This window comes from Comamonas piscis (genome assembly GCF_014109725.1).
GTDB lineage: Bacteria > Pseudomonadota > Gammaproteobacteria > Burkholderiales > Burkholderiaceae_C > Comamonas > Comamonas piscis.
Map to the genome: position 1 here is coordinate 526,364 of NZ_CP058554.1, position 21,134 is coordinate 547,497.

At 65.3% G+C, this 21,134-nt stretch carries 21 protein-coding genes; 2 read left to right on the forward strand and 19 right to left on the reverse strand.

The features are described from left to right. Positions 1-27 precede the first annotated feature (27 nt). Positions 28-327, forward strand: coding sequence for a hypothetical protein (locus HS961_RS02430; RefSeq protein ID WP_182326216.1), 300 nt, complete (start codon positions 28-30; stop codon positions 325-327). A gap of 9 nt (positions 328-336) precedes the next feature. Here HS961_RS02430 and HS961_RS02435 read toward each other — a convergent pair whose 3' ends face one another. From HS961_RS02435 to HS961_RS02475, 9 genes are all read right to left on the reverse strand, one after another. After that, positions 337-1,125 (reverse strand): peptidoglycan DD-metalloendopeptidase family protein, encoded by a 789-nt coding sequence (locus tag HS961_RS02435; RefSeq protein WP_182326217.1) that lies wholly within the window; start codon positions 1,123-1,125, stop codon positions 337-339. Beyond that, positions 1,122-1,757 carry an FMN-binding negative transcriptional regulator gene (locus HS961_RS02440; protein WP_021027987.1) on the reverse strand — a complete coding sequence of 212 codons (636 nt, stop codon included), beginning with the start codon at positions 1,755-1,757 and terminating at the stop codon, positions 1,122-1,124. Before HS961_RS02440 ends, HS961_RS02435 begins: the two co-directional genes overlap by 4 nt. Before the next feature lie 23 nt (positions 1,758-1,780). After that, a complete protein-coding gene (locus tag HS961_RS02445) occupies positions 1,781-3,217 on the reverse strand; it encodes an amidase (protein ID WP_182326218.1) in 1,437 nt (478 codons plus the stop codon). Positions 3,218-3,307: 90 nt separating this feature from the next. Next, on the reverse strand, positions 3,308-4,870 hold the full coding sequence (locus HS961_RS02450; RefSeq protein WP_182326219.1) for an ABC transporter substrate-binding protein: 1,563 nt from the start codon (positions 4,868-4,870) through the stop codon (positions 3,308-3,310). A gap of 51 nt (positions 4,871-4,921) precedes the next feature. Next, positions 4,922-5,785: an alpha/beta hydrolase gene (locus HS961_RS02455; RefSeq protein ID WP_182326220.1), complete on the reverse strand. Its 864-nt coding sequence runs from the start codon at positions 5,783-5,785 to the stop codon at positions 4,922-4,924. Positions 5,786-5,813: 28 nt separating this feature from the next. Then, complete coding sequence (locus HS961_RS02460) at positions 5,814-7,490, reverse strand: dipeptide ABC transporter ATP-binding protein (RefSeq protein WP_182326221.1); 1,677 nt, start codon at positions 7,488-7,490, stop codon at positions 5,814-5,816. Continuing rightward, positions 7,487-8,305: an ABC transporter permease gene (locus tag HS961_RS02465; protein ID WP_182326222.1), complete on the reverse strand. Its 819-nt coding sequence runs from the start codon at positions 8,303-8,305 to the stop codon at positions 7,487-7,489. The genes HS961_RS02460 and HS961_RS02465 overlap by 4 nt, the downstream gene beginning before the upstream one ends. Then, entirely contained in the window at positions 8,302-9,246 is a 945-nt protein-coding gene (locus tag HS961_RS02470) for an ABC transporter permease (protein ID WP_182326223.1), read from the reverse strand. Before HS961_RS02470 ends, HS961_RS02465 begins: the two co-directional genes overlap by 4 nt. Positions 9,247-9,251: 5 nt before the next feature. Then, positions 9,252-10,403 carry a C45 family autoproteolytic acyltransferase/hydolase gene (locus tag HS961_RS02475; RefSeq protein WP_182326224.1) on the reverse strand — a complete coding sequence of 384 codons (1,152 nt, stop codon included), beginning with the start codon at positions 10,401-10,403 and terminating at the stop codon, positions 9,252-9,254. A 242-nt stretch (positions 10,404-10,645) separates the two neighbouring features. On the opposite strand from HS961_RS02475, the gene HS961_RS02480 reads away from it, so the two are divergent. Further along, positions 10,646-11,521, forward strand: a complete 876-nt coding sequence (locus HS961_RS02480; RefSeq protein WP_238347751.1) for a GntR family transcriptional regulator — start codon at positions 10,646-10,648, stop codon at positions 11,519-11,521. A gap of 10 nt (positions 11,522-11,531) precedes the next feature. Here the strand turns inward: HS961_RS02480 and HS961_RS02485 are convergent, their stop codons facing one another. From HS961_RS02485 to HS961_RS02530, 10 genes are all read right to left on the reverse strand, one after another. Continuing rightward, entirely contained in the window at positions 11,532-12,287 is a 756-nt protein-coding gene (locus HS961_RS02485) for a siderophore-interacting protein (RefSeq protein WP_182326225.1), read from the reverse strand. Positions 12,288-12,428: 141 nt separating this feature from the next. After that, complete coding sequence (locus HS961_RS02490) at positions 12,429-13,418, reverse strand: 2-hydroxyacid dehydrogenase (RefSeq protein WP_182326226.1); 990 nt, start codon at positions 13,416-13,418, stop codon at positions 12,429-12,431. Positions 13,419-13,441: 23 nt separating this feature from the next. Beyond that, positions 13,442-14,392, reverse strand: coding sequence for a sugar kinase (locus HS961_RS02495; RefSeq protein WP_182326227.1), 951 nt, complete (start codon positions 14,390-14,392; stop codon positions 13,442-13,444). A gap of 49 nt (positions 14,393-14,441) precedes the next feature. Further along, positions 14,442-15,254 carry a sugar phosphate isomerase/epimerase family protein gene (locus tag HS961_RS02500; protein WP_182326228.1) on the reverse strand — a complete coding sequence of 271 codons (813 nt, stop codon included), beginning with the start codon at positions 15,252-15,254 and terminating at the stop codon, positions 14,442-14,444. Positions 15,255-15,405: 151 nt separating this feature from the next. Further along, entirely contained in the window at positions 15,406-16,161 is a 756-nt protein-coding gene (locus tag HS961_RS02505; RefSeq protein ID WP_133858129.1) for an amino acid ABC transporter ATP-binding protein, read from the reverse strand. A gap of 88 nt (positions 16,162-16,249) precedes the next feature. After that, positions 16,250-17,041 (reverse strand): transporter substrate-binding domain-containing protein, encoded by a 792-nt coding sequence (locus HS961_RS02510; RefSeq protein ID WP_412101623.1) that lies wholly within the window; start codon positions 17,039-17,041, stop codon positions 16,250-16,252. A gap of 44 nt (positions 17,042-17,085) precedes the next feature. Continuing rightward, positions 17,086-17,739, reverse strand: coding sequence for an amino acid ABC transporter permease (locus HS961_RS02515; protein WP_182326230.1), 654 nt, complete (start codon positions 17,737-17,739; stop codon positions 17,086-17,088). A 21-nt stretch (positions 17,740-17,760) separates the two neighbouring features. Further along, positions 17,761-18,432, reverse strand: a complete 672-nt coding sequence (locus HS961_RS02520; RefSeq protein WP_133858132.1) for an amino acid ABC transporter permease — start codon at positions 18,430-18,432, stop codon at positions 17,761-17,763. A gap of 118 nt (positions 18,433-18,550) precedes the next feature. After that, positions 18,551-19,657, reverse strand: a complete 1,107-nt coding sequence (locus HS961_RS02525) for a LacI family DNA-binding transcriptional regulator (RefSeq protein WP_238347752.1) — start codon at positions 19,655-19,657, stop codon at positions 18,551-18,553. A 314-nt stretch (positions 19,658-19,971) separates the two neighbouring features. Further along, the gene (locus HS961_RS02530) at positions 19,972-20,952 is read right to left on the reverse strand and encodes a LysR family transcriptional regulator (RefSeq protein ID WP_412101624.1); all 981 of its coding nucleotides are present in this window, start codon (positions 20,950-20,952) and stop codon (positions 19,972-19,974) included. Between the last annotated feature and the right edge of the window lie 182 nt (positions 20,953-21,134).

Here is a 21,134-nt window from a genome sequence, read left to right on the forward strand (position 1 = left end):
CATTGCCGCTACCCACAGGATGCACCGATGACCCCCTCCATCTCGCGCAAACGCTTTTCCTTCGCTGCCTGGCCCGCCGTATGTGTCGCAGTGCTGGCCTTGCAGGGCTGTGATGTCGTGGCGCCCATTGGCAGCAATGCCGTGCTGTCAGACCAGGTGATCGCCGAGAAAACGGCCAACTACTTCAGCAGCACCGAGGCCCATGTGCAGGTCTTCGGCTTTGACCGCCAGCGTGAATCGACGCGCTACCAGGCGAGCTTTCAGGGCAACAAGTACAACTGCTCGATCTATATGAACCAGGTGCGCTGCGACCCAGCTGGTCAATAAGTTCGGCCCTCAGCTGCGCAGCGCCTCATCATCGGCGCGCAGCAGCGGCGCCGGGTTGGGGAAGATGTCTTGCCAGACCGGCGCAAAGGCCTGCTCGCCCACACCGGGTGCGTCACTAAAGTCGGGCAAGCGCAGTAGGCACAACTGCAGATGCAGATGGGGCAGCCACCAGCCGTTCTCTGCAAAGTCGCCCAGCTGGGCAAACTCGCTGCCAGCGGCAATCTGCTCGCCCGGCTGCCAGCGCTGGGCCGATGCATGGCTCAAATGCCCCCAGATGCTGAAAAACTCTGGGTGCGCAGGCCCCTGGTGGCGCAGCACCAGCATGCCGCCATAGTCCAGCCGAATATCACGCACTTCAGCCACCACCACTTCCGCAGCCAGCGGCAGCCGCAGCGCCGTGCCCGCTGGCGCAAACAGGTCTACGCCCAGGTGGCAGTCGCGCATCGCGCCTTCCAGGCGGGTGGATGCGTAATTGCTGCTTTGGTAGACGCAGCGCTGCTCCATCCAATGGCCCACACCCATCTCAAACCCCTGGCTTTGCTGCAGGGCCTCATAAGCTCGCGTGGCACCCTCGCGGTCCATGCTGGCGCTGGCGGCGGCCACGGCCGATTCGGGGCTGCGGAAATCGATGTGCCCCATGCGCGCCTGCGCCAGGCCGGGCATCACACCACTCCAGCTGCCGCGCTGCTGCGCCACCCAGGCATGGAAGGCGGCGGCTTGGGGCACGGCGCTGCGGCCGCTTTGGTGGCGCGCAATGGCTTCGGCGATGGGGTCGGTCTGTTGGTCGGTGGTGCTCATGGCTGTTGAAGTTGGCAGTGCTGCTCTATGGTATCGGCCAGCGCATGCTGGTTCTGCTCGCGCAGGCGCTCGACGGCACCGCGCATGTCGGCCGGGCGCTCGTCCTGGCCCAGCTTGAACTTGGCTTCACAGCGCGCCACGGGCATCTCATAACCCACAATGCCGGGCAGGCGCCGCTCCATGCCGCCGGGGCCCAGCTCGCTGCTGTCCCAGGGGCAGCGGCGGCCACGCTCCATATGGCCCACCAGGTCCTGCAGGTGGGCGACGAGTTCATCTTCTTCCAACATGCGCGGTGTGCCATGCAGGTGCACCACCTGGAATCCCCAGGTCGGTGCGCTGTCGCGCTGCGGGTAGTTGGGGTACCAGGACGGCGAGATATAGCCGCCAGGGTCCATCAGGATGGCGATGCTCGGCAGGCCTTGGCGCAGAAAGCGCACATGGTCGCTGGCCGATGCCACGTGCGACACCAGGGTGCCCAGCGCGCCACGCGTGGTGTCGAGCCGAAAGACGGGGTGAGACAGCGCCACGCCTTCGCTGTGCGGCGTAATCAAGGTGCCCAGCACCACGCGGTCGACCAGCTCCTTGATCTGCGCGGGCTGCTGGGGTTGGTAATAGGGTTTGGTGTAGAGCATGGGAGGGTCGGGTCAGAGATATATCAGGCGTGGACCGGGGGCAGGCGTTGGTCCCAGGGCAGGGCCTGCTCCAGCTGCGCGGCCAGCTGCAGCAGCCGGCTTTCTGCGCCATAGGGGGCGATGAACTGCATGCCGATAGGCAGGCCGCTGGCGCTTTGCCACAGCGGCACGCTCATCGCCGGCACGCCGGCGGCATTGGCCGGGCGGGTGAAGACGGTGGCATCCATGAACTCCTGCATGAAGTGCTGCGCATCGGGCTGGCGCACATCCAGCGCCTGCAAGTCTTGGGGCAGGGTTGGCATCACCGGGCAGAGCAGCAGGTCATAGCGGCCAAACATCTCGCCCAGGCGCCGGGCGATGCTGTTGCAGGTATTGCGCGCGGCCAACAACTCGACAGCGCCCAGGCGCCGGCCCTGCTCGGCCAGGCCCAGGTTCACCGGTTCAAAGAACTCCGCCGTGGCGGGCTTGCCGGTGCTGCGCACCAGGTCATCCACCTCCAGCGCGGTATAGGCGGCAATGATGCGGCTGAAGGCGGCGGCCAGATCGATGTGCGAGAAGTTCCATTGCGCTTCTTCGGTCACATGGCCCAGCTCCTGCAGCAGGCGACTGGTGTCTTGCAGGCCTTGCAGAATGCTGCTGTCCAGCGCCTGGTCCGGGCCCGCATCTTTCAACACGCCAATGCGCAGCCGGCCGGGCGGGCGCCGCAGCGCCTGGCTGAAGTCTTCCGCCTTGGCCGGCGCGGCATAGAGCGAACCGGGCTCCAGCGCATCGCTCAGGTCCAGCATCAGGGCCGAATCGCGCACGCTGCGCGTCAGCACATGGTGGCTCACCAGCCCGCCCCAGTTCTCGCTGGAGACAGGGCCGCAGGCCACGCGGCCGCGCGAGGGGCGCAGGCCAAACAGCCCTGTGCAGGCCGCCGGTATGCGGATCGAGCCCGCCCCGTCATTGCCATAGGCCAGCGGCACCATGCGCGCTGCCACTGCGGCGGCCGAGCCCCCCGAGGAGCCGCCGACATTGTGTGCCGCACTCCAGGGGTTCAGAGTGCGGCCATGCAGGCTGGGCGCGGTCGCCACATTGGCCGAGAACTCGGGCAGATTGGTCTTGCCGACGATGACCATGCCCGCCTGCTGGTAGCGGCGTACCAGGGTGTGGTCGGTGGTCGAGACATTGCCCAGCGCCGCGCGCGAGCCATAGGACATCGCCGCGCCGGCATAGCTGGGGCAGTCGTCCTTGAGCAGCACCGGCACGCCGCGCAGCGGCGCATCGGCCGGCAGCTGGCGCAGCTGTTCCTGGGCCTGCTCGCGCATGGTCAGGATCACGGCATTGAGCTGGGGGTTGCAGCGCTCAATGGCGTCAAAGGCATGGTCCACCGCGGCCTGGGGTGTGAGCGCACCAGCGCGGATGGCCTGGGCCAGTGCCGTGGCGTCGGCCAGGCAGTATTCGGTTGCAGAGAAAGACATACAGGGTGTGAAACGCAGAGATCGGAATGCGGGGAAAGAGGTGTGCGCGTGGCAGAGCCAGACCGGTTCTGACCTCGCGCAAAGGTTGCTTTATGGCGCGGCGCGGGTCACGCCCCAGAAGCGGTGCGTGCCGGCAGGCCAGCCCTTGTAGCCTTTGATGCTGGGCGACATGGCAGTGACGACCGGCAGGTTGTACAGGCCGATGATCGGCACCTCCTTGGCCATCAGCGCATGGAGCTGGTTGAACAGGTCCTTGCGGCGGGCCGGGTCGCGCTCCATCGCCACTTGCTTGAGGAGGGCAGAGGCCTGCGCATCGTCCCACTGGCGGGTGGGCTCGGCCTTCTTGTCGCCAATCAGCGATTCATACATCAGCAAGGGGTCCAACCGCGCCGAGTAGGCAAAGATGGCCAGCTCGTACTGGCCCTTGCCATACAGATCCAGCTGCGAGGCCCAGTCGCGCACCTTGATGTCGATATTGATGCCGGCCGAGCCCAGCAGCGCCTGCAGGATGGTGGCCAATTGCACGCGCTCCTGGCGGTTGGCCACCAGCAGGCTGATGGGCTGGCCCTTGTAGCCCGCCTGCTTGGCCAGCGCGCTGGCGCCCACCGGGTCATAGGCAGGCCAGGCCTTGCTGCGCTGGTCGTAGTAGGGGCTCAATGGCGACAGCACCGAGGGGTTGGGCGTGAACAGGCCCTTGCCGGCAGCCTCGGCCACATCGGGCAGGCTCAGCGCCTTGGCAATCGCCTGGCGCATGCGCACATCCTTGAGCGCGGGCGCCTCGGTCTGCACCTGCAGCACCACCCAGCTTGGTGTGGGTTGCACCTCCACCTGTACGCCCTTGTCCTTGAGTACCTTGATGGTGTCAGGGTCCACGTCGTCGATGACATCGAGATCGCGCGAGAGCACACCGTTGGAGCGGGTGCTGGCATCGGGCACGGTCACAAAGCGCAGGGTAGCAATGCTGGCCTGCTTGTTGCCGGCATAGCCATCGCGCGCGCCGGGCAGCGCGCTGTAGTCGGCAAAGCGCTTGAGCTCGGTGTAGCGGCCGGTCTGCTTTTCGGCAAAGGTGTAGGGGCCGGTGCCAATGACCTGGCTGACGCTGCCATTGGCGGCCACCGACTCGGGGTGGATGATCCAGGGCGTGCACTGGATGGTGGCCAGGGTGATCAAAAAGTTGGGCGCCGGCGCGGAGAAGCTAAAGCGCAGCGTTTGCGCATCGACCGCCTTCACCTCCTGCAGCGCCGGGCCGATCTTGCCGTTGTAGCGGTTGATGCACTGGAAGTTGGTCTTGGGATCGAGGTAGCGCTTGAAGTTCCACACCACATCGGCGGCCGACAAGGTCTTGCCATTGTGAAAACGCACATTCGGGCGCAGCTTGAAGTCGTAGCTGGTGCTGTCGTCATTGGCCTTCCAGCTGCTGGCCAGCATGGGCTTGATGCTCAGATCTTCGCCATAGGCCACCAGGCCCTCGACCACATGGGCCATCACCATGTCGGAGTTGCCATCGCGGTTGACACCGGGGTTGACGCTGGCGATATCGGCATGCAGCGCCACGCGCAGCATATCGGGGGCGCCGGCGGCCTGGCTGTGGGCACTGAGCGCGCAGGCTGCAGCTAGCAGCGCGGGCGACCAAAGAGAGCGGCTGGTGGGCATGGTCTTCCTTGTGGTGGTTGGGGTGGTGGCGAGGGGGTCTTGGACAGGGTTTTAGACTGGGGCGGCTTGCGGCGTGCGCAGGCACTGCTGCAAGAAGGCCTCGACCGGCTCGATGACCTTGAAGGGCTCGTGCGCAATGCCGGGCACGGTGTCGCGCTGCACGCGGATGCCATGCGCGGCAAAGCTGTCGGCCAGTGCGGTGATGCGTTCGATGCGGTTGTCTCCCTGCAGCTGGGCACCATCCATCCACAGCGCGCTGTCGCGCGGAATGGTGATCTCCCAGGTGGCGGTGTCGGCCGTGCCGATGATGGTCTGCACCGTCACCGCGCGCATCGCCGCCAGGTTGAGGCTGCGGCCAAAGCGCTGCTCGATGTCGCGCACACCCACCCACCAGTCGTAGTCGGTATTGAGCAAGGTGACCACGCCCGGCGCGCCGATCGACACGGCATGGAGGCGCTCGGGGTGCAGCAGAAAAAAGCGCTGGCTGAACTGCCCGCCGCCCGAGAAGCCGTAGAGCATGAAGCGCTCGCTGCGCAAGCGGTACTTGGCCGCCACCTCATCCACCATGGACAGCAGCACCTGGTCATAGCGGATGCCATGGAAAAGAATGCGCTTGTAGTTGGCCAGATCGCCCGCCACGCCAATGCCGGCGGGGAAGAGCGGCGCCAGCACGATGCAGTCATTGCGGTCGGCAAAGTCGGCAAAGCGGTCGCGGTACTGGCTGGCGGTGCGGCCCGTGCCGTGCACGATCACTGCCAGGTCATAGACCTTGTCGTCGCTCTCGCTGTAGTTTTTGGGCACATAGAGGCAGTAGCTGAAGCGCTGGTCGTACTGGCTGGCAAAAAAGGTGGTGGCGCCAAAGTCGTAGTAGCTCAGCTTGATGCCGTGGCCCTGGCGGGCGGGAGGGGATGACATAGAGAACTCCTGAAAGGTTGCTGAATTTTTAAGCAGGGCAGGCAGCGCCGTCTGCAGAGGCGGCGGCCTTGTCTTCGGCATGGCGCCAGCGCAGGTGCACCCCGCCATCGGGCGTGGCCTGCAGCATCGGGATCGCATCCAGCAGCTGGCGCGTATAGGGGTTCTGCGGCTGGTCAAACACGGCATCGCGCGTGCCCTGCTCGGCAATCACGCCGCCCTGCACGACGATGACCCGGTCGGCAATCTGCTCGACCACGCCCAGGTCGTGGCTGATGAAGAGGCATGAGAAGCCATAGCGCTGCTGCAGCTCGGCCAGCAGGTCCAGCACCTGGGCGCGCACCGTCACATCGAGCGCGGAGACCGCCTCGTCGGCAATCATCAGCGCCGGGCGCCGCACCAGCACGCGGGCAATGGCCACGCGCTGGCGCTGACCGCCCGAAAGCTCATGCGGGTAGCGCGTCGCAAAATCGCCGCCCAGCCCCACATCGACCAGCGCTTGCTGGACGCGCTCGCGTTTGCCGCTGGCGCTCAGGTCATCGGCCATGCGCAGCGCCTCGGCCACCAGGGCCTGCACCGTCATGCGCGGGTCCAGCGAGGAATAGGGGTCCTGGAAGACCATCTGGCAGTTGTAGCGGTAGTCCTTGAAACCCGCGCTGCCTGGCAGCAAGGGCTGGCCCTTGTAGAGCAGGCTGCCGCTGGTGGGTTGCAGCAGGCCTGACAGGATCATGCCCAGGGTCGTCTTGCCCGAGCCCGATTCGCCCACCACGGCCACCACTTCGCCGGGGAAGATATCCAGGCTGATGCCCTTGAGCACGCGCGCCGGCGCGCCCTTGCGGAACCAGCGCTGGCGGCCGCCAAACTCCAGCACCAGGTCGCGGGCCGACATCAGCGGCGCCGTGCGGTCGATCTGGCGCGGTGCGCGGCGCTGGGGCAGGGTGCGCAGCAGCTGGCGCGTGTAGTCATGCGCGGGGGCGGCCAGCACCTGGGCGGTGGGGCCGGTCTCGACGATGTCGCCCTGCTTCATTACTACCATGCGGTCGGCGTAGCGGGCCACCATCGGCAAGTCATGGCTGATCAGCAGCACGGCGGTGCCGTTCTCGCGGGTCAGCTCCAGCATCATCTCCATCACCTCGCGCTGCACCACCGCGTCCAGCGCCGTGGTGGGCTCGTCGGCAATCAGCAGCGCCGGGCGCAGCAGCATGGCTGAGGCGATCATGATGCGCTGGCGCATGCCGCCTGAGAACTCATGCGGATAGGCGCTCAGGATGCGCTGGGTATCGCGCAGGCCGACGCGCTCCAGCATCGCGTGGATGCGCGGCATGTGCTCATCGCGTGCCTGGGGCAGGTGCATGCGCAGGCCTTCGAGCAGCTGCTCGCCAATGCTCAGGGTGGGCGTGAGCGAGGTCATCGGCTCCTGGAACACCATGGCCACGCGCGGGCCGCGCAGCGCACGCAGCTGGCGCTCGTTCATCGTATAGAGCGATTGCCCGTCAAGCAGGATATCGCCGCCGCTGTGACTGATGGCATGGGGCGTGAGCCGCATCACGGCGCGGCTGAGCATGGTCTTGCCCGAGCCCGATTCGCCGACGATGCCAACAATCTCGCCAGCGGCCAGCTGCAAGGATGCATTGCGCACCACCAGCTTGTCGGGGCCGGCCGAGAGGCTCAGGTTCTGGATCTGCAGCAAGGCAGGGGATGGGGTCATACGCGCCTCCGCATGCGTGGGTCGAGCCGGTCGCGCAGCGCGTCGCCGAGCAGGTTGATGCCCAGCAGTGCCAGCGAGATCGCCAGCCCCGGGAAAATCGCCAGCCAGGCCGCCTGGCTGACATAGGAGCGGCTGCCCGCCAGCATGTTGCCCCAGGTGGGTGCCGGGGGCGACACGCCCAGGCCCAGAAAGCTCAGCGAGCTCTCGGCCAGAATGATCCAACCGCACATCGAGGTGGCCATGACGATCACCGGTGCGATGCAGTTGGGCAGCACATGGCGCAGCAAGGTGTAGGTCTCGGAGTTGCCCATGACACGCGAGGCGCGCACAAAATCACGCTCGCGCAGGCCCAGCACCGTGCCACGCACCACCCGCACTACAGATGACGCATAGGCCAGCGCCAGCGCGATGATGATGCCGGTGGTGCTGGCGCCAAACACTGCCAACAGGCCCAGCGCCATCAAGAGGCCGGGGAAGGCCAGCAGCGCATCGTTGATGGCCATCAGGATGCGGTCGGGCCAGCCGCGCAGGTAACCGCTGAGCGCGCCGATCAGCACGCCAAAAAAGGTGGCCAGAAACACGGTGCTGAGGCTGATGCGGATGCTGGTGGCGGTGCCGCGCATCAGGCGGCTGAGCACATCGCGGCCCAGCTCGTCGGTGCCCATCCAGTGCTGCCAGCCTGGCGCTGCCAGGCGGGTCTTGAAGTCGAGCTTGAGCGGGTCATACGGCGTCCAGAACGTGGCCAGCAAGGCCACGACGACAACCACGGAGACCAAGCCTGCGCCCAGCCAGAAGGAGAGGGAGCGGCGGTTCATGATGCGGCCACCCTCGGGTCGAAGATGGGATAGAGCAGGTCCACAAAGAGGTTCACCAGGACATAGATGCTGGCGATGAAGAGCAGGCAGCCCTGGATCAGCGGGTAGTCGCGGGCAAAGATCGCATCGACCAGCAGACGGCCCAGGCCCGGAATGGTGAACACGGTCTCGATCACCGCTACCCCGGCGAGCAGGTTGCCCAGGATCAGGCCCAGCAGGGTCCAGGTCGGGCCGAAGGAGCTTTTGAAGGCATGGCGCAGCATCACCGTCATCTCGCTCAGCCCCTTGGCGCGGGCATGGGTGATGTAGTCCAGGTGCAGCACTTCCAGGGTGGAGGCGCGGGTCATGCGCAGGATCACGCCGATCTCGTGCAGGAGCAAGGTGGTGATGGGCAGCACCAGGTAGAGCAGCGCCTGCTGCGGGTTCTCGCCAAAGGCGACAAAGCCGACCACCGGAAACCAGCCCAGCTTGAGCGCAAAGAACATCAGCAGCAGCAGCCCCATCCAGAACGCGGGCAGCGACAGCAGCAAGGTGGCGGTGGCGACCAGGGCCAGGTCGGTGAGGCGGCCTTGGCGCCAGGCCGCCAGCATGCCCAGCGGCACGGCCACCAGGGTGGCCAGCAGCACGGCAGGCAGCACGATCTGGGCGCTGACGGCAAAGCGCTGCCAGATCAGCGCGGCAACCGGTTGGCGGTTGGAGATGGACTGACCCAGGTCGCCCTGCAGCACATGGCCGGACCAGACCAGGAACTGCGTGGGCAGGCTGGCGTTGAGGCCCAACTGCTCGCGCAGGGCCGCCAGCGATGCGGCATCGGCCGAGTCACCCAGCATCAGCGCTGCCGGGTCACCGGGGATCAGGCGCACCAGGATGAAGACGGCCAGTGCCACGATCACCAAGGTCGGAATCGCCATGCCGATTCGGGTGGCAGCGAATTTCCACATGGCGATCAGTGCTCCAGCGCCACAGCGGCGGCAGCAGACGGTTCAGCCGCGCCATCGCCATGCAGGCGGTAGGTGGTGAACTGGCGGTTGATGGCGGGCAGCGGCGCAATCTCCATGATGCCCAGCGCCGGCTCCATCACGATCATCGCAACGGTGGCGGTCAGGTTGCCACCATCGGCCGGGCGGGGTGGGCGGCATACCGCGTAGGGCGAGAGGAAGTCGTCAAACAGCGCCTTCTTCAGCGATTCGCGCGTCAGCAGGCGGCCTTGCTCCTGCAGGATCTTGCGCACCCGCCAGTCGCGGTAAAAGCTCTCGGGCACATGGGGGATGCCGGTGTCGCGCAGCTTGGCCAGCGCCACGGGGCTGACCCAGTGGTTGGCGTGCACGATCATGCCGTCCTCGGGGTAGAGCGGGAAGGCCTCGTCGGGCGCGCATTCAAAGTCAATGCCAAAGCCGGCTGCCGATGCCACCATGATGTTGTTGGAGCAGGACTTGGGCGTGGTGGCCACGGCCTTGGCGGCCAGTGCAAAGTGCTCCTGCTCCAGCACCTTGCGGCGGATCAGGCCCAGCGGAATGCCCAGCTTGGTGTAGTCGCGCTCGCATTCCAGGTAGTTGGCGGTGATCGAGATGCCTGCGGCATTGAGGCCGCTGCGGGCCAGGCCACCAGCCTCGACAAAGGTCAGGTAGTCGGGGCCATGGTCCTGGCGCACGCGCAGCACCACGCCGGTCTCGGCGCATTCGGCGCGCCAGTCCCAGTTCTGGCCATGGATCAGGTTGCCCGAGGCACTGCGCTCGGGCAGCAGCATGGCGCCGGTGCAGCCGTCGTCCAGTTCGTCATCGACCGGCTTGGTGGACTGGGCGCGCGCCAGGGCCACCACCTCGGTGCGGGCATTGATCATCACGATGTCGTCCAGCGCGACGCCCGAGCCCTCGGCAATGCCGCGCATTTCTTCGAGGTAGTTCTCGTCAAAATCGGCGATCTTCTGGGCGTACTCGGCGATCAGCGCGGCCTTGTGTGCGGCACGGATGCCGTACTTCTCCAGCGCGCCGCCATACAGCGCTGCGCTGCGGGCAATGCGGTCTTTGAGCGCCGCGCCATACTGGCGCCCGCGGGCTTGGGGGGCGCCAGACAGCGTGACGAGTGGAAACGGCGACATCTTTTTCCTTTTGTGTTTTGTGAACTTTTAATACATTAATTTCCAGGACATTGACTGTCAATTTGTTTTTTATAGAATCAAACAAAACTTAGGGAAACTACGATGAAGGATGCTGCCAAGACGGGAAGCCTGGCGCGTATGCTCGGAGCTGGCCGACAAAAACAAGAGTCTGCGCGCCACCGCCACCGCCACCGCATTGCGCAGGCGCGGGCCGCTGCAGCACAACCCAGGGGAGAATCGGTTTGAAGCAATCGCTGAGTTCTTTGCAGATCGACGTCGCGCGCAAGCTGACGGCGCTGATGCATGGCGGCCGCTGGCGCGTGGGCGACCGCATCTCCGACCTGCACCTGGCCGATGAGCTCAAGGTCTCGCGCACGCCGGTGCGCCAGGCGCTGATGCTGCTGACCGCCCAGGGCCTGGTGGCCTACCACCCAGGCCGGGGTTTTAGGGTCGAGCGCGTGCCCGAAGGCGACGATGCGCTCGAGCAGTTGGTGCCCCCGTCCGAGACCGAGGCACTGTACAGCCAGATCATGAACCACCGCGCCAGCGGCCAGCTGGCCGGCGAAGTCTCCGAGGCGCAGTTGGTGGAGCTGTTTGGCGTGACCCGGGGCGCCGTGCGCCGCGTGCTGATGCGCTTTGCCGCCGAGGGCCTGACTGAGCGCCTGCCCGGCCATGGCTGGCGCTTTACCGAGAGCCTGGACAACCCCCAGGCCGTGCACGAGAGCTATGACTTTCGCCTGATCGTCGAATGCGGCGCGCTGAAGATGGCGGGCTTTGCGCCCGACCCGGAACAGCTGCAGCAGCTGTTCCGTGAGCAGTCAGATATCTTGCAGATGCCCGTCGAGCAGCTGCGCCAGGATGTGTGGTTCAAGGCCAATGCGAATTTTCATGAAACCCTGGTGTCCTGGTCGCGCAACCGCTATTTGATCGAGTCGGTGCGCCGGCAGAACTCGCTGCGCAAGATCTCGGAGTTTGCGCATTTCAGCCACCTGAGCGAGCAGCACATCCGCCAGGCCTGCACCGACCACCTGGGCATTCTCAAGGCGCTGAAAGAAGGCGATGCCGACTATGCCGCCGCGCTGCTGCGCCGGCATATCTCGCGCTCGGCAGAAATCTAGAAAACAGAGTCTAGGTTTTTTCCAGCTCCGGCTTGGGCGCGCGCAGCTCGTTCTCGCTCATGCCCCGGCGCCAGTAGGCCACGATCAGCTGCTCCTGCTTGCCCAGCCCCAGGCTGTCCACCGCCCATGCGCGCAGCGCCTGCGCGGTGGCAAATTCGGCACCTACCCATAAAAAGCGGCTTGCGCCTTCGGTGGTTTGTGCGGCGCTCCAATCCAGCGCTTGCACGGCCTGCTGCAGTTGCTCGCCGCTGCCGGCTGCTGCACCCGCGCGGTAAAGCCAGTGCCACTGCATGCCGGCTGGCAGGCGGATGTCGATGGCGTCTTGCGGGTCCGCTATCTCGCAGACCACATGGCCGCGTGTGCTGGCGGGCAGCTGCTCTGCAATGCGGGCCAGCGCGGGCAGTGCGCTGTCGTCACCGGCCAGCACCATCCAGTCGGCGATGCGGGCCGTGCGGCCACCGGGTTTGAGGATCTCGACACAGTCGCCCACCTGCGCCTGCTGGGCCCAGCAGGCACCCGGGCCAGCATCGGCATGCAGCAAAAAATCAATCTCCAGCCATTGCGCATCGGCATCGAAGCTGCGCACGGTGTAGACGCGTGTGCTGCTGGCGCTGCTGTCTTGCGCATTCTGCGCCGACGGAAACACCAGGCGGCAGTGGATGTTGTCGTGCTGACAAAAGGGCGCCAGCTGCGCGCTGGCAAAGCGGATGCGGCGGTAACCGGCAGACGGGGAGGAGAGGGAGAGAACCTGGAGCGTGGAGGGCATGCCGCAGTCAAGAGACGGTACGAGAGGGGAGGCCGCTGGACCCAAGCGGGTGGCCAGCGTCGGAAGATCTGGCGACCATTATGCGGGCGCACGTTTCCTCACCCCGTCTCGCGCGGCGCAGCCCATGGTGCCGCTGTGGGCTCAGGCCTGGCTCAAATCGAATCTGCCTGCAGGCTGCTCGCCGGCCAGCACCTGCAGCAGGTTGCTGGTCGCCATCTCGGCCATCGCATGGCGGGTCTCGTGCGTGGCTGATCCGATATGCGGCAGCGCCACCACCTTGGCATGGGTGCGCAGGGGGGATTCGACCGGCAGCGGTTCAGTGGCAAACACATCCAGGCCGGCGGCGCGGATCTGGTCGGTGTCGAGCGCATGCAGCAACGCGTCCTCATCGACAATCGCGCCGCGCGAGCCGTTGATGACGATGGCGCTGGGCTTCATCATCGCAAAGGCTTCGGCGCCCAGCAGGTGCTTGGTCTCAGGGGTGGAGGGCACGACGGAGACGACAAAGTCTGCCTCGCGCAGCAGCGCATCGCGCGCGACATAGTGCACCTGGCCGGCCAGCGCGCCCAGCTCGCTCTCCGGCACAACGCTGCGGTTGTTGTAGAGCACGCGCATGCCAAAGCCCAGCGCGGCGCGCCGTGCCAGTGCCATGCCGATGCGGCCCATGCCCAGAATGCCCAGGGTCTTGCCATGCACATCCCAGCCAAACAGGTCCTTACCAATATTGCGCTGCCACTGGCCGGAGCGCACATACATCGCCAGCTCCGGAATGCGGCGGCTGGTGGCCATCAGCAGCGCAAAGATGGTGTCGGCCGTCGTCTCCGTCAGCACGCCAGGCGTGTGGCACAGCGCAATGCCGCGCTCGCGCAGCGATGCCAGCGGGTAGTTGTCCACACCCACCGAGATGCTGGAGATCACCTGTAGCTGCGGTGCTTCATCAAGCAGCGCATCGGTGATCGGGTAGCTCGACCCGATCAGTGCCTGGGTCTGGGGCAGCGCTGCAAAAAAGGCATCGCGCTGCGCCGCAACGCGCGGGTTGGCCACGGTCACATCGTGCGCGGCCTGCAGGCGGGCCAGTTGGTCCTCGGGCAGTTCACGAAAAACCAAAATCTGGTGGCGGGTGCTGCTCATTGCTGCTCCTGGATGCGTTGAAATCAATAGCCGGCGGCGGTCAAAGCTGCGCGCGTCGGCAGGCCTTCCGAGTCGCCCAGCACCTGCACCTGCAGCGCGCCAATCCAGCAGCCGCGCTTGACCGCATCGGCCACCGAGCGGCCATCGAGCAAACCGCTGATAACGCCTACCGCAAAGGCATCGCCGGCGCCCACGGTGTCCACCACCTTCTCGACCGGGCAGCCGGCCACATAGCCGGTGCCGGCCTGGGCGTCATCGTAGTAGGCACCTTCTTCGCCGAGCTTGACGACGACCAGGCTTGCGCCCTGGTCGCGGTAGAACTGGGCCACCGCTTCTGGCGTCTTGTGGCCCGTCAGCAGCTCGCCTTCGGCCAGGCCGGGGAAGACCCAGTCCGCGCCAGCGGCCAGCGCATTGATCTCGCGGCGCATCGTGGCCTCGTCCTGCCACAAAGTGGGGCGCAGGTTGGGATCGAAGGAGATGGTGCTGCCGGCAGCGCGGGCGATTTGCAGGGTGCGCTGGGCAGTGGCCAGGCTGGTCTGCGAGATCGCGGCAAACACGCCGGTGGCATGCAGGTGGCGGGCCGAGGCCAGCCAGGGCTCGTCGATGTCGGCGGGGGTCATCAGGCTGGCGGCCGAGCCCTTGCGGTGGTATTCCACCTGCGGGTCGCTGCCGTCATCGCTGCGGCCCTTGATCTGGAAGCCGGTTTTTTGTGCCGGGTCCAGCACCACATGCTCGCAGTGCACGCCTTCGCTCTTCATCTGGCTGATGAGGTAGCGCGCCATCGAATCGGCGCCCAGGCGGCTGGCCCAGTGGGTGTTAAAGCCCAGGCGCGCCATGCCGGTCGCCACATTGATTTCGGCACCTGCAATGCGCTTGGTAAAGAACTCGGCGTTCTCCAGCGGGCCGGCGCGGTCGGCGATCAGCAGCATCATGGCTTCGCCAAAGGTGGCGATGTCAAAGGTCTTGGTGGTCATGGCCGTGTCTCTCTTGGGTGCTGTTGGCTGTTGGTTTGTCGGGAGCTGATCAGGAGGCCTTGGCTTGCAGTGCCGTGGCATCGCGCAGCACGGCTAGCTCCTGCTGGGTGACGGCGACCAGGTCGTCGCCTACCAGCGGGTACTCGATGGCGCGGGGTGCATCGCTGGGCAGCGCGCGCAAAATGGCGCGCCAGGCGGCGGCCGATTCGGCCAGCGGCACTGCCACCCATTTGGCGGGCAGGCGTTGCACGCCCTTGGCATGCACATAGGCTACGCGGCTGCCAAACAGCTGGGCCGCTTGCAGTGCGCATTCGCCCAGGTAGTGCCAGTTGCCCATGTCAAAGGTCATCGGCAGGACCAGGCCAGCGGCATCGGCCGCAGCAAAGAAGCGCTGCAGCGCTTGCACGGTGCCGGCGGCCGAGGTCTGGTCGTTCTCGATCAGCAAGGTCAGGCCCGCGCCATCGATGGCGCTCTTCAGCGCCGCAAAGCCCTGGGCCGAATGCGCGACGGATTGGCTGGCAAAGCCGCCGATCGACATCTTGAGCCAGGTGGCGCCCAAGGTGTGGCTGGCGGCAATCGCGTGTTGCACGGCGGCGGTGTTCAGGCTGCCGTCTATCGCAAACAACGGCTGGGGGCAGGAGTAGACCAGGTCCAGCTGGTGATCGCGGCCATAGGCGGCCAGCGCGGGCAGCTCTTCGGCAGGGTTCAGCAGCAGCTCTTCGCGCACTTCATAGCCATTGGCACCTGCGCGGTGCGAGAGCTGGGCAAAGTAGAGCTGGCCGTGGCGGCGCACTTCGGCATTGCCAAACGAAGTGAGGGAGATCAGGGCGGGCGCGCCCGCGTTTTGCAAAGACAAGGCCATGGTTGTTATGTGTGTTGGCCGTTGGCGCCCGCCGGCCGGCGGGGCGCTAGCAGCGATCAGTGAAGTCGTTGTGCACAGTCTGCGGTGGCGGCATGGGCGCTGTGCAGGCCCGGGGGCGTGGCGCTGGCGCACGCCCCGCGCCGCTGCACCATCAATGGTTGCTGAGGATCTGGCCCAGGAACTGCTGGGTCTTGGGGTGTTGGGGGTTGTCAAAGAACGCGGCCGGTGGGCCTTGCTCGATGATCTTGCCGTCGGCCATGAAGATCACGCGGTCGGCCACGCTGCGGGCAAAGCCCATTTCATGGGTCACGCAGAGCATGGTCATGCCGTCTTCGGCCAGGCCGATCATGGTGTCCAGCACTTCCTTGACCATCTCGGGGTCGAGGGCCGAGGTGGGCTCGTCAAACAGCATGATCTTGGGGGCCATGCACAGCGCACGGGCAATCGCTACGCGCTGCTGCTGGCCGCCCGACAGCTGGCTGGGGTACTTGTGGGCCTGGTCGGGAATGCGCACCCGCGTCAGGTAGTGCATCGCGCGCTCCTGCGCTTCGGCCTTGCTCAGGCCGCGCGAGCGCATTGGCGCCAGCATGCAGTTCTCCACAATCGTCAGATGCGGGAACAGGTTGAACTGCTGGAACACCATGCCCACTTCCTTGCGGATGGTGTCGATGGCCTTGCTGTCACCCGTCAGGTCCGTGCCGTCCACGGTGATCTGGCCTTTCTGGATGGCTTCAAGCCGGTTGATGCAGCGGATCATCGTGGACTTGCCCGAGCCCGAAGGCCCGCAGATGACGATACGCTCGCCGGCACGCACGTCGAGGTTGATATCGGTCAGCACCTGGAAGTTGCCATACCATTTCTCGACGCCTTGGAGGCGAATGATGGGTGCTTGCGAGGGGGTCGTCATAAAGCAGTCGTGTTCTTGAAGATGATCGTGTGGCGCTGCCCGGGCCGCTGTTCCGCCAGATGGAGAACAGCGGCTTGCGCCTCAGTGTTTAGTCCAGCTTGGGCAGGTCGGCGCCCAACCACTTTTGGTACAGCTTGTTCAGCTCGCCATTGGCGGTGTTCTTGGCGATGAAGGCGTTCACGGCTTCAGCCACTTCGTCCTGGCCGGGGCGCAGGGCGACTGCCATGTTCTGCTGCAGCAGCTGGAACTTGTTCTCAAACTGGCCAGCAGGTGCGCGCTTGGCGATCTGGGCGGCGACGGTCACCGAGCAGCCGATGGCATCGACCTGGCCCGACAGGAGGGCCTGCATGGCCGATGCATCGTCGTCAAAGCGGCGGATTTGCGTGCCTTCTGGTGCAGCCTTGGTGACGGCCACGTCCTGGGTGGAGGCACGTGCCACGCCCACGCGCAGGCCCTTGAGGTTTTCCGGGCCCTTGATGGCGGTCTTGGTGGCGCCGAACAGCACGATCGAAGCAGCCGAGTAAGGCTTGGAGAACAGCACCTGCTTGGCGCGCTCTGGGGTGATGGCCAGCGAGGCGATCAGCATGTCGACCTTGTTGGTCAGCAGGAAGGGGATGCGGTTGGGGCCGGTCACGGGCACGATCTCGGCGGTCACACCCCATTCCTTGGCCAGCAGCTTGGCCACATCGGCGTCGTAGCCGTCAGGCTGGTTGCTGGTGTTCAGGATGCCGTAGGGCGGGAAGTCCACCAGCATGCCGATGCTGATCTTGCCCTTTTTCTTCAGGTCCGCCAGCGACTGGGCCGATGCGGTCAGGGGCAACAGGGCGCTGGCAGCCAGGGCGGCAGCAGCGGAGGTGAAAGTGCGACGGGAAATCTGCATGCTCATGTCTCCTAGTAGAAAAATCAACCGACAACCAAAAATATTCAGCGGGCCAGGGCCTTGGCCTGGCGCTTTTCCAAGCGGCCGGCCCACAGCGAGAGCGGCCAGCACAGGATGAAGTAAACCGCACCGACGACACCGAACACCAGCATGGGCTGGAAGGTGGCGTTGTTGATGATCTGGCCGGCGCGCGTGATCTCGGTAAAGCCGATGATGGCCGCCAGCGAGGTGCCCTTGATGATCTGCACCAGGTAGCCCACGGTGGGGGCCACGGCAATCTTCATCGCCTGGGGCAGCACGACGGCGCGCATGCGCCAGAAGTAGGACAGCGACAAGGCCTCGGCCGCTTCCCACTGGCCGCGTGGCACCGCCTGGATACAGCCGCGCCAGATCTCGCCCAGGAACGCGCCGCTGTTCAGAATCAGCGCAGCAGCCGCTGCTACCCAGGGATTGATCTCAAAGCCCAGAATGGGCGCGCCAAAGAACACCAGGAACAGCTGCAGCAGCAGCGGTGTGCCCTGAAAAATCTGGGTAAAGACCGTGGCAATACCGCGTGCCAGGCCGTTCTCGGAGGTGCGCGACAGCGCAATCACCAGGCCCACCAAGGCGCCGCCGATAAAGGCGATCAGGGACAGGGCCACGGTCCACTTGGCCGCTTCAACGATGAACCACAACTCGGGCCAACCAAAAGTACGCATTTCTTGTTCTCCGAGGGTGACTTATCGGCGGTCTGGGTAGTTCAAGGCCATCTGGTAGATGAGCTTGAACAGCAGGTTGAAGGCCAGCGACAGCAGCAGGTAGATGAGGGCTACGACGATGTAGACCTCAAAGCTGCGGAAGGTCTCGGACTGGATGTTGGCGGCGACCGAGGTCAGGTCGTCGGCCGAGATCACCGACACCACGGCCGAGCTGAGCATCAGCAGGATGAACTGGCTGGTCAGCGCCGGGTAGATGGTCTTGAGCGCGGGCTTGAGGATCACGAAGCGGAAGATTTCCCAGCGCTTCAGATCCAGGGCCAGGCCGGCTTCGATCTGGCCCTTGGGGATGGATTCGATGCCGGCGCGGATGATCTCGGTGGCATAGGCGCCCAGGTTGACCACCATGGCCACCAGCGCGGCGGTTTGCGGCGACCAGCGCAGGCCCACGGCCGGCAGCGCAAAGAAGAAGAAAAACAACTGCACCAAAAAGGGCGTGTTGCGGATCAGCTCGATGTAGGCATTGATCACAAAGCGCAGCGGCGCCGGGCCCGAGGTTTTGCCCCAGGCGCAGACGATGGCGACGGCCAGCCCGATGATCATGGCGAGAAAAGACAGCTGGATGGTCACCCAGGTGCCTTGCAATAGCTGCGGCCAGGCTGCCAGGACCTGGTCGAATTGGAACGTGTAGTTCATGGCGATGCGGCGCGTTTGAAACCGGTTTCAGTAGCGCTGCAGTTTAACGGAAGGTTACGGATCGATTACTAGGGTTTGCCCTAGTTTGGTGCGTAACGCCTTTTTTAATTGTTGTGAATCAATGGTTTGGTGATTTTGTCGAGCCGCGCACAATGATGGTGCCTGGTAACTCGACTATGCGGGCGGGGCTTTGCAGGCCCTGGATGCGTTCGATCAAACAGGTGGCGGCGGCTTGGCCCAGCGCATCGGTGGGCTGGGCCACGGTGCTCAGGCCCGGGCCCACCAGGGCGGCCCAGTCTGTCTCGTCCACCCCGATGATGCCCAGCTCCCGCCCGGGCACCCAGCCCAGCGCATGCACTGCGGTGGCCACGCGCAGGCTGGCCACGGCATTGCCGGCCAGCACGGCGGGGTGGCGGCCGGCTTGCAGCGCTTTATCGCGCCATTGCTGCAGCTGTTGCTGCAGGGCGATGGCGTTGGCACTGTCGGGGGTGCTTTCCCACACACTGCCTTGCATGCTGGTGGCTTGGCTTTGCAGGTAGCGGGCAAAGGCCTGCTGGCGCGCGGTGCGCGAGCTGGCAGCAGCAATCGGCTCGGTTACCAGCAGCACCTCGTCAAAGCCTTGCTGCTGCAGGTGGTCCATCGCGATCTGGATCACGCCGGGGTTGTCCACGGTCACAAAATCGGCATCCAGCCCTTCCTGAAACCGGTCCACCAGCACGATGGGCTTGCCGTGCAACTGCGCGTCTTGCCAGAGCTGGGCGCTGGTGTCCACGCGGTTGAGGATCATGCCGTCGAGCTGGTAGGCCGACAGCGCATGCATGGCATCGCGCTCGCGCCCGGCCTCATTGCCCAGGTTGAACAGCACCAGCAGGTAGCCGGCGGCCTGGCAGGCTTTTTCTGCGCCCTGCAGCACGGCCACCGAGAAGGGGTTGGTCACATCGGCCACCGCCAGGCCGATCAGACGGGTGCGGCCATGCTTGAGCGCTTGGGCCATCGGGCTGGGCCGGTACTGCAGGCTGGCAATGGCCTCCTGCACGCGCTTGGCCATGTCGGGGGTGAGGATGTCGGTGCGGCCATTGAGGTAGCGCGACACCGTTGCCTTGGAGACCTGGGCCGCCAGCGCCACATCGGCAATCGTGGCCCGGGCCTTGGCGGGCGCCGCTGGCTTGGCTGCGCCGGGCGGGCACAGATGCGGTGGGGTGGCAGGGGGCGCAGGCTTGGGCACGGGGCGGTCCAGGGTGGTCGTTACGGTAGCGATGGTAGCGCTGAACGGCCGCTGCGCCGCAATGGCCAGACGGTGGGCGGGCTGGCACAGTCGCGCAGGTGCGGGCGGATGGTTGGCGGCTTGCTCAGCGTGTTAAAGGCCCCTTGGGCCGCAGAAGTCAAAGGTCTGTCTGTCAGCCTTCTCCGACTTTTGCCCTGTGGATAATTTTGTGCAATGTTGCCGTCGTTGCGCGAGAAACTCCCTGCAATCTCCCTCTAGGAAAGAAATGCACACCGGGAAGCACGTTTCTGTGGATAAGTTAATTTCATAGCAACTTAGTCAAGTGCTGTGTGGGCGTCAAGGAGGCAGTCAATAAAGGCTTGCGCCACGCGGCTCGGAGCGGGCGATAAGCGCCACATGGCCACGAATTGGCAACGGTAATGGAAGCGTTCTGGCCGTACAGCCCGCATCAAACCTTGGTTTTCAAAACTGGCCGCGTAGTGGTCGGGCAGAAATCCCAAAAAACACCCGGACAAAATCAAGGTGGCAATCGACTCCTGGTCAAACCCGGTGGCCGCGCGCGGCAGCCGCACGCTGTGGCTCAGCTCCATATTGGGCGAGTGGTAGCCCAGGCCGGCAAAGGGGTAGCTGCGCAGCTGCTCCCAGTCCAGCGTCTGGTGCTCCTGCTCCCACAGGTCATGGCCGGCGGCGCAGTACAGCTGCATGTTCTCGGCAAACAGATCGCGGTAGACCAGGCTGGCCGAGCTGCGGTGCGCCGGGATGATGCCCACCTGAAACCGCCCATCCATCAGGCCGCGCTCGATCGCGTTGATCGAGCTGACATGCAGCTGCAGGTTCACATCCGGCGCCTGGCCGTGGAACTGCGCAATCGCGCGGTGGATCTGGGCCTGCGGGTTGCTCACCGTCTTGTCGAAGATGGCGATCTCCAGATTGCCGCCCATGCGGGCGTGGATATCGTCAATGCGGCTGCGGAACAGATCCACGCCGCCCAGCAGCTGCAAGGTCGCCTCATAGACCTGGTGGCCCTCCGGCGTCAGCGCAAAACCCGCGCGCCCGCGCCGGCACAGCACCATGCCCAGGCGGGTCTCCAGATCCTTCATATGGCGGCTCAGCGTCGACGTGCCGATATTGAGCTCCAGCTCAGCCGCCGACATGCCCCCGCACTCCACCACGCTCTTGAAGACCTGCAGCAGCCGCAAATCCATATCGCTGAGCTGGCCCAGCACCGCGCGGGCACGGCGATCGGCAGCAGGGGGATGGGGTGGGGAGGCAACAACAGGAGGGCGGGCGGGCATCCGCATAGCTTAGCGGCTTTGGCTGCTGCCGCCCTCGGTGTTTACAGAAGCTGTTTAGAGCCGCTTACACGGCCCAGCAAACCGAAGGTTTGCGGTTGAGACTAGGCGTCCCCGACTAGGCGCCAAGCCGCAGGCAGTACAGAAGTACGACAAGGCTTGGCGCAGCCGGCGAGGCAACGACG

Bases quoted from the DNA above. Each gene is read 5' to 3' on its own strand.
- HS961_RS02445 (WP_182326218.1), bottom strand. From the start codon at position 3,217: ATGTCTTTCTCTGCAACCGAATACTGCCTGGCCGACGCCACGGCACTG.
- HS961_RS02430 (WP_182326216.1), top strand. From the start codon at position 28: ATGACCCCCTCCATCTCGCGCAAACGCTTTTCCTTCGCTGCCTGGCCC.
- HS961_RS02470 (WP_182326223.1), bottom strand. From the start codon at position 9,246: ATGTGGAAATTCGCTGCCACCCGAATCGGCATGGCGATTCCGACCTTG.
- HS961_RS02530 (WP_412101624.1), bottom strand. From the start codon at position 20,952: ATGCCCGCCCGCCCTCCTGTTGTTGCCTCCCCACCCCATCCCCCTGCT.
- HS961_RS02520 (WP_133858132.1), bottom strand. From the start codon at position 18,432: ATGAACTACACGTTCCAATTCGACCAGGTCCTGGCAGCCTGGCCGCAG.
- HS961_RS02475 (WP_182326224.1), bottom strand. From the start codon at position 10,403: ATGTCGCCGTTTCCACTCGTCACGCTGTCTGGCGCCCCCCAAGCCCGC.
- HS961_RS02510 (WP_412101623.1), bottom strand. From the start codon at position 17,041: ATGCAGATTTCCCGTCGCACTTTCACCTCCGCTGCTGCCGCCCTGGCT.
- HS961_RS02505 (WP_133858129.1), bottom strand. From the start codon at position 16,161: ATGACGACCCCCTCGCAAGCACCCATCATTCGCCTCCAAGGCGTCGAG.
- HS961_RS02485 (WP_182326225.1), bottom strand. From the start codon at position 12,287: ATGCCCTCCACGCTCCAGGTTCTCTCCCTCTCCTCCCCGTCTGCCGGT.
- HS961_RS02490 (WP_182326226.1), bottom strand. From the start codon at position 13,418: ATGAGCAGCACCCGCCACCAGATTTTGGTTTTTCGTGAACTGCCCGAG.
- HS961_RS02495 (WP_182326227.1), bottom strand. From the start codon at position 14,392: ATGACCACCAAGACCTTTGACATCGCCACCTTTGGCGAAGCCATGATG.
- HS961_RS02465 (WP_182326222.1), bottom strand. From the start codon at position 8,305: ATGAACCGCCGCTCCCTCTCCTTCTGGCTGGGCGCAGGCTTGGTCTCC.
- HS961_RS02515 (WP_182326230.1), bottom strand. From the start codon at position 17,739: ATGCGTACTTTTGGTTGGCCCGAGTTGTGGTTCATCGTTGAAGCGGCC.
- HS961_RS02460 (WP_182326221.1), bottom strand. From the start codon at position 7,490: ATGACCCCATCCCCTGCCTTGCTGCAGATCCAGAACCTGAGCCTCTCG.
- HS961_RS02500 (WP_182326228.1), bottom strand. From the start codon at position 15,254: ATGGCCTTGTCTTTGCAAAACGCGGGCGCGCCCGCCCTGATCTCCCTC.
- HS961_RS02435 (WP_182326217.1), bottom strand. From the start codon at position 1,125: ATGAGCACCACCGACCAACAGACCGACCCCATCGCCGAAGCCATTGCG.
- HS961_RS02450 (WP_182326219.1), bottom strand. From the start codon at position 4,870: ATGCCCACCAGCCGCTCTCTTTGGTCGCCCGCGCTGCTAGCTGCAGCC.
- HS961_RS02440 (WP_021027987.1), bottom strand. From the start codon at position 1,757: ATGCTCTACACCAAACCCTATTACCAACCCCAGCAGCCCGCGCAGATC.
- HS961_RS02455 (WP_182326220.1), bottom strand. From the start codon at position 5,785: ATGTCATCCCCTCCCGCCCGCCAGGGCCACGGCATCAAGCTGAGCTAC.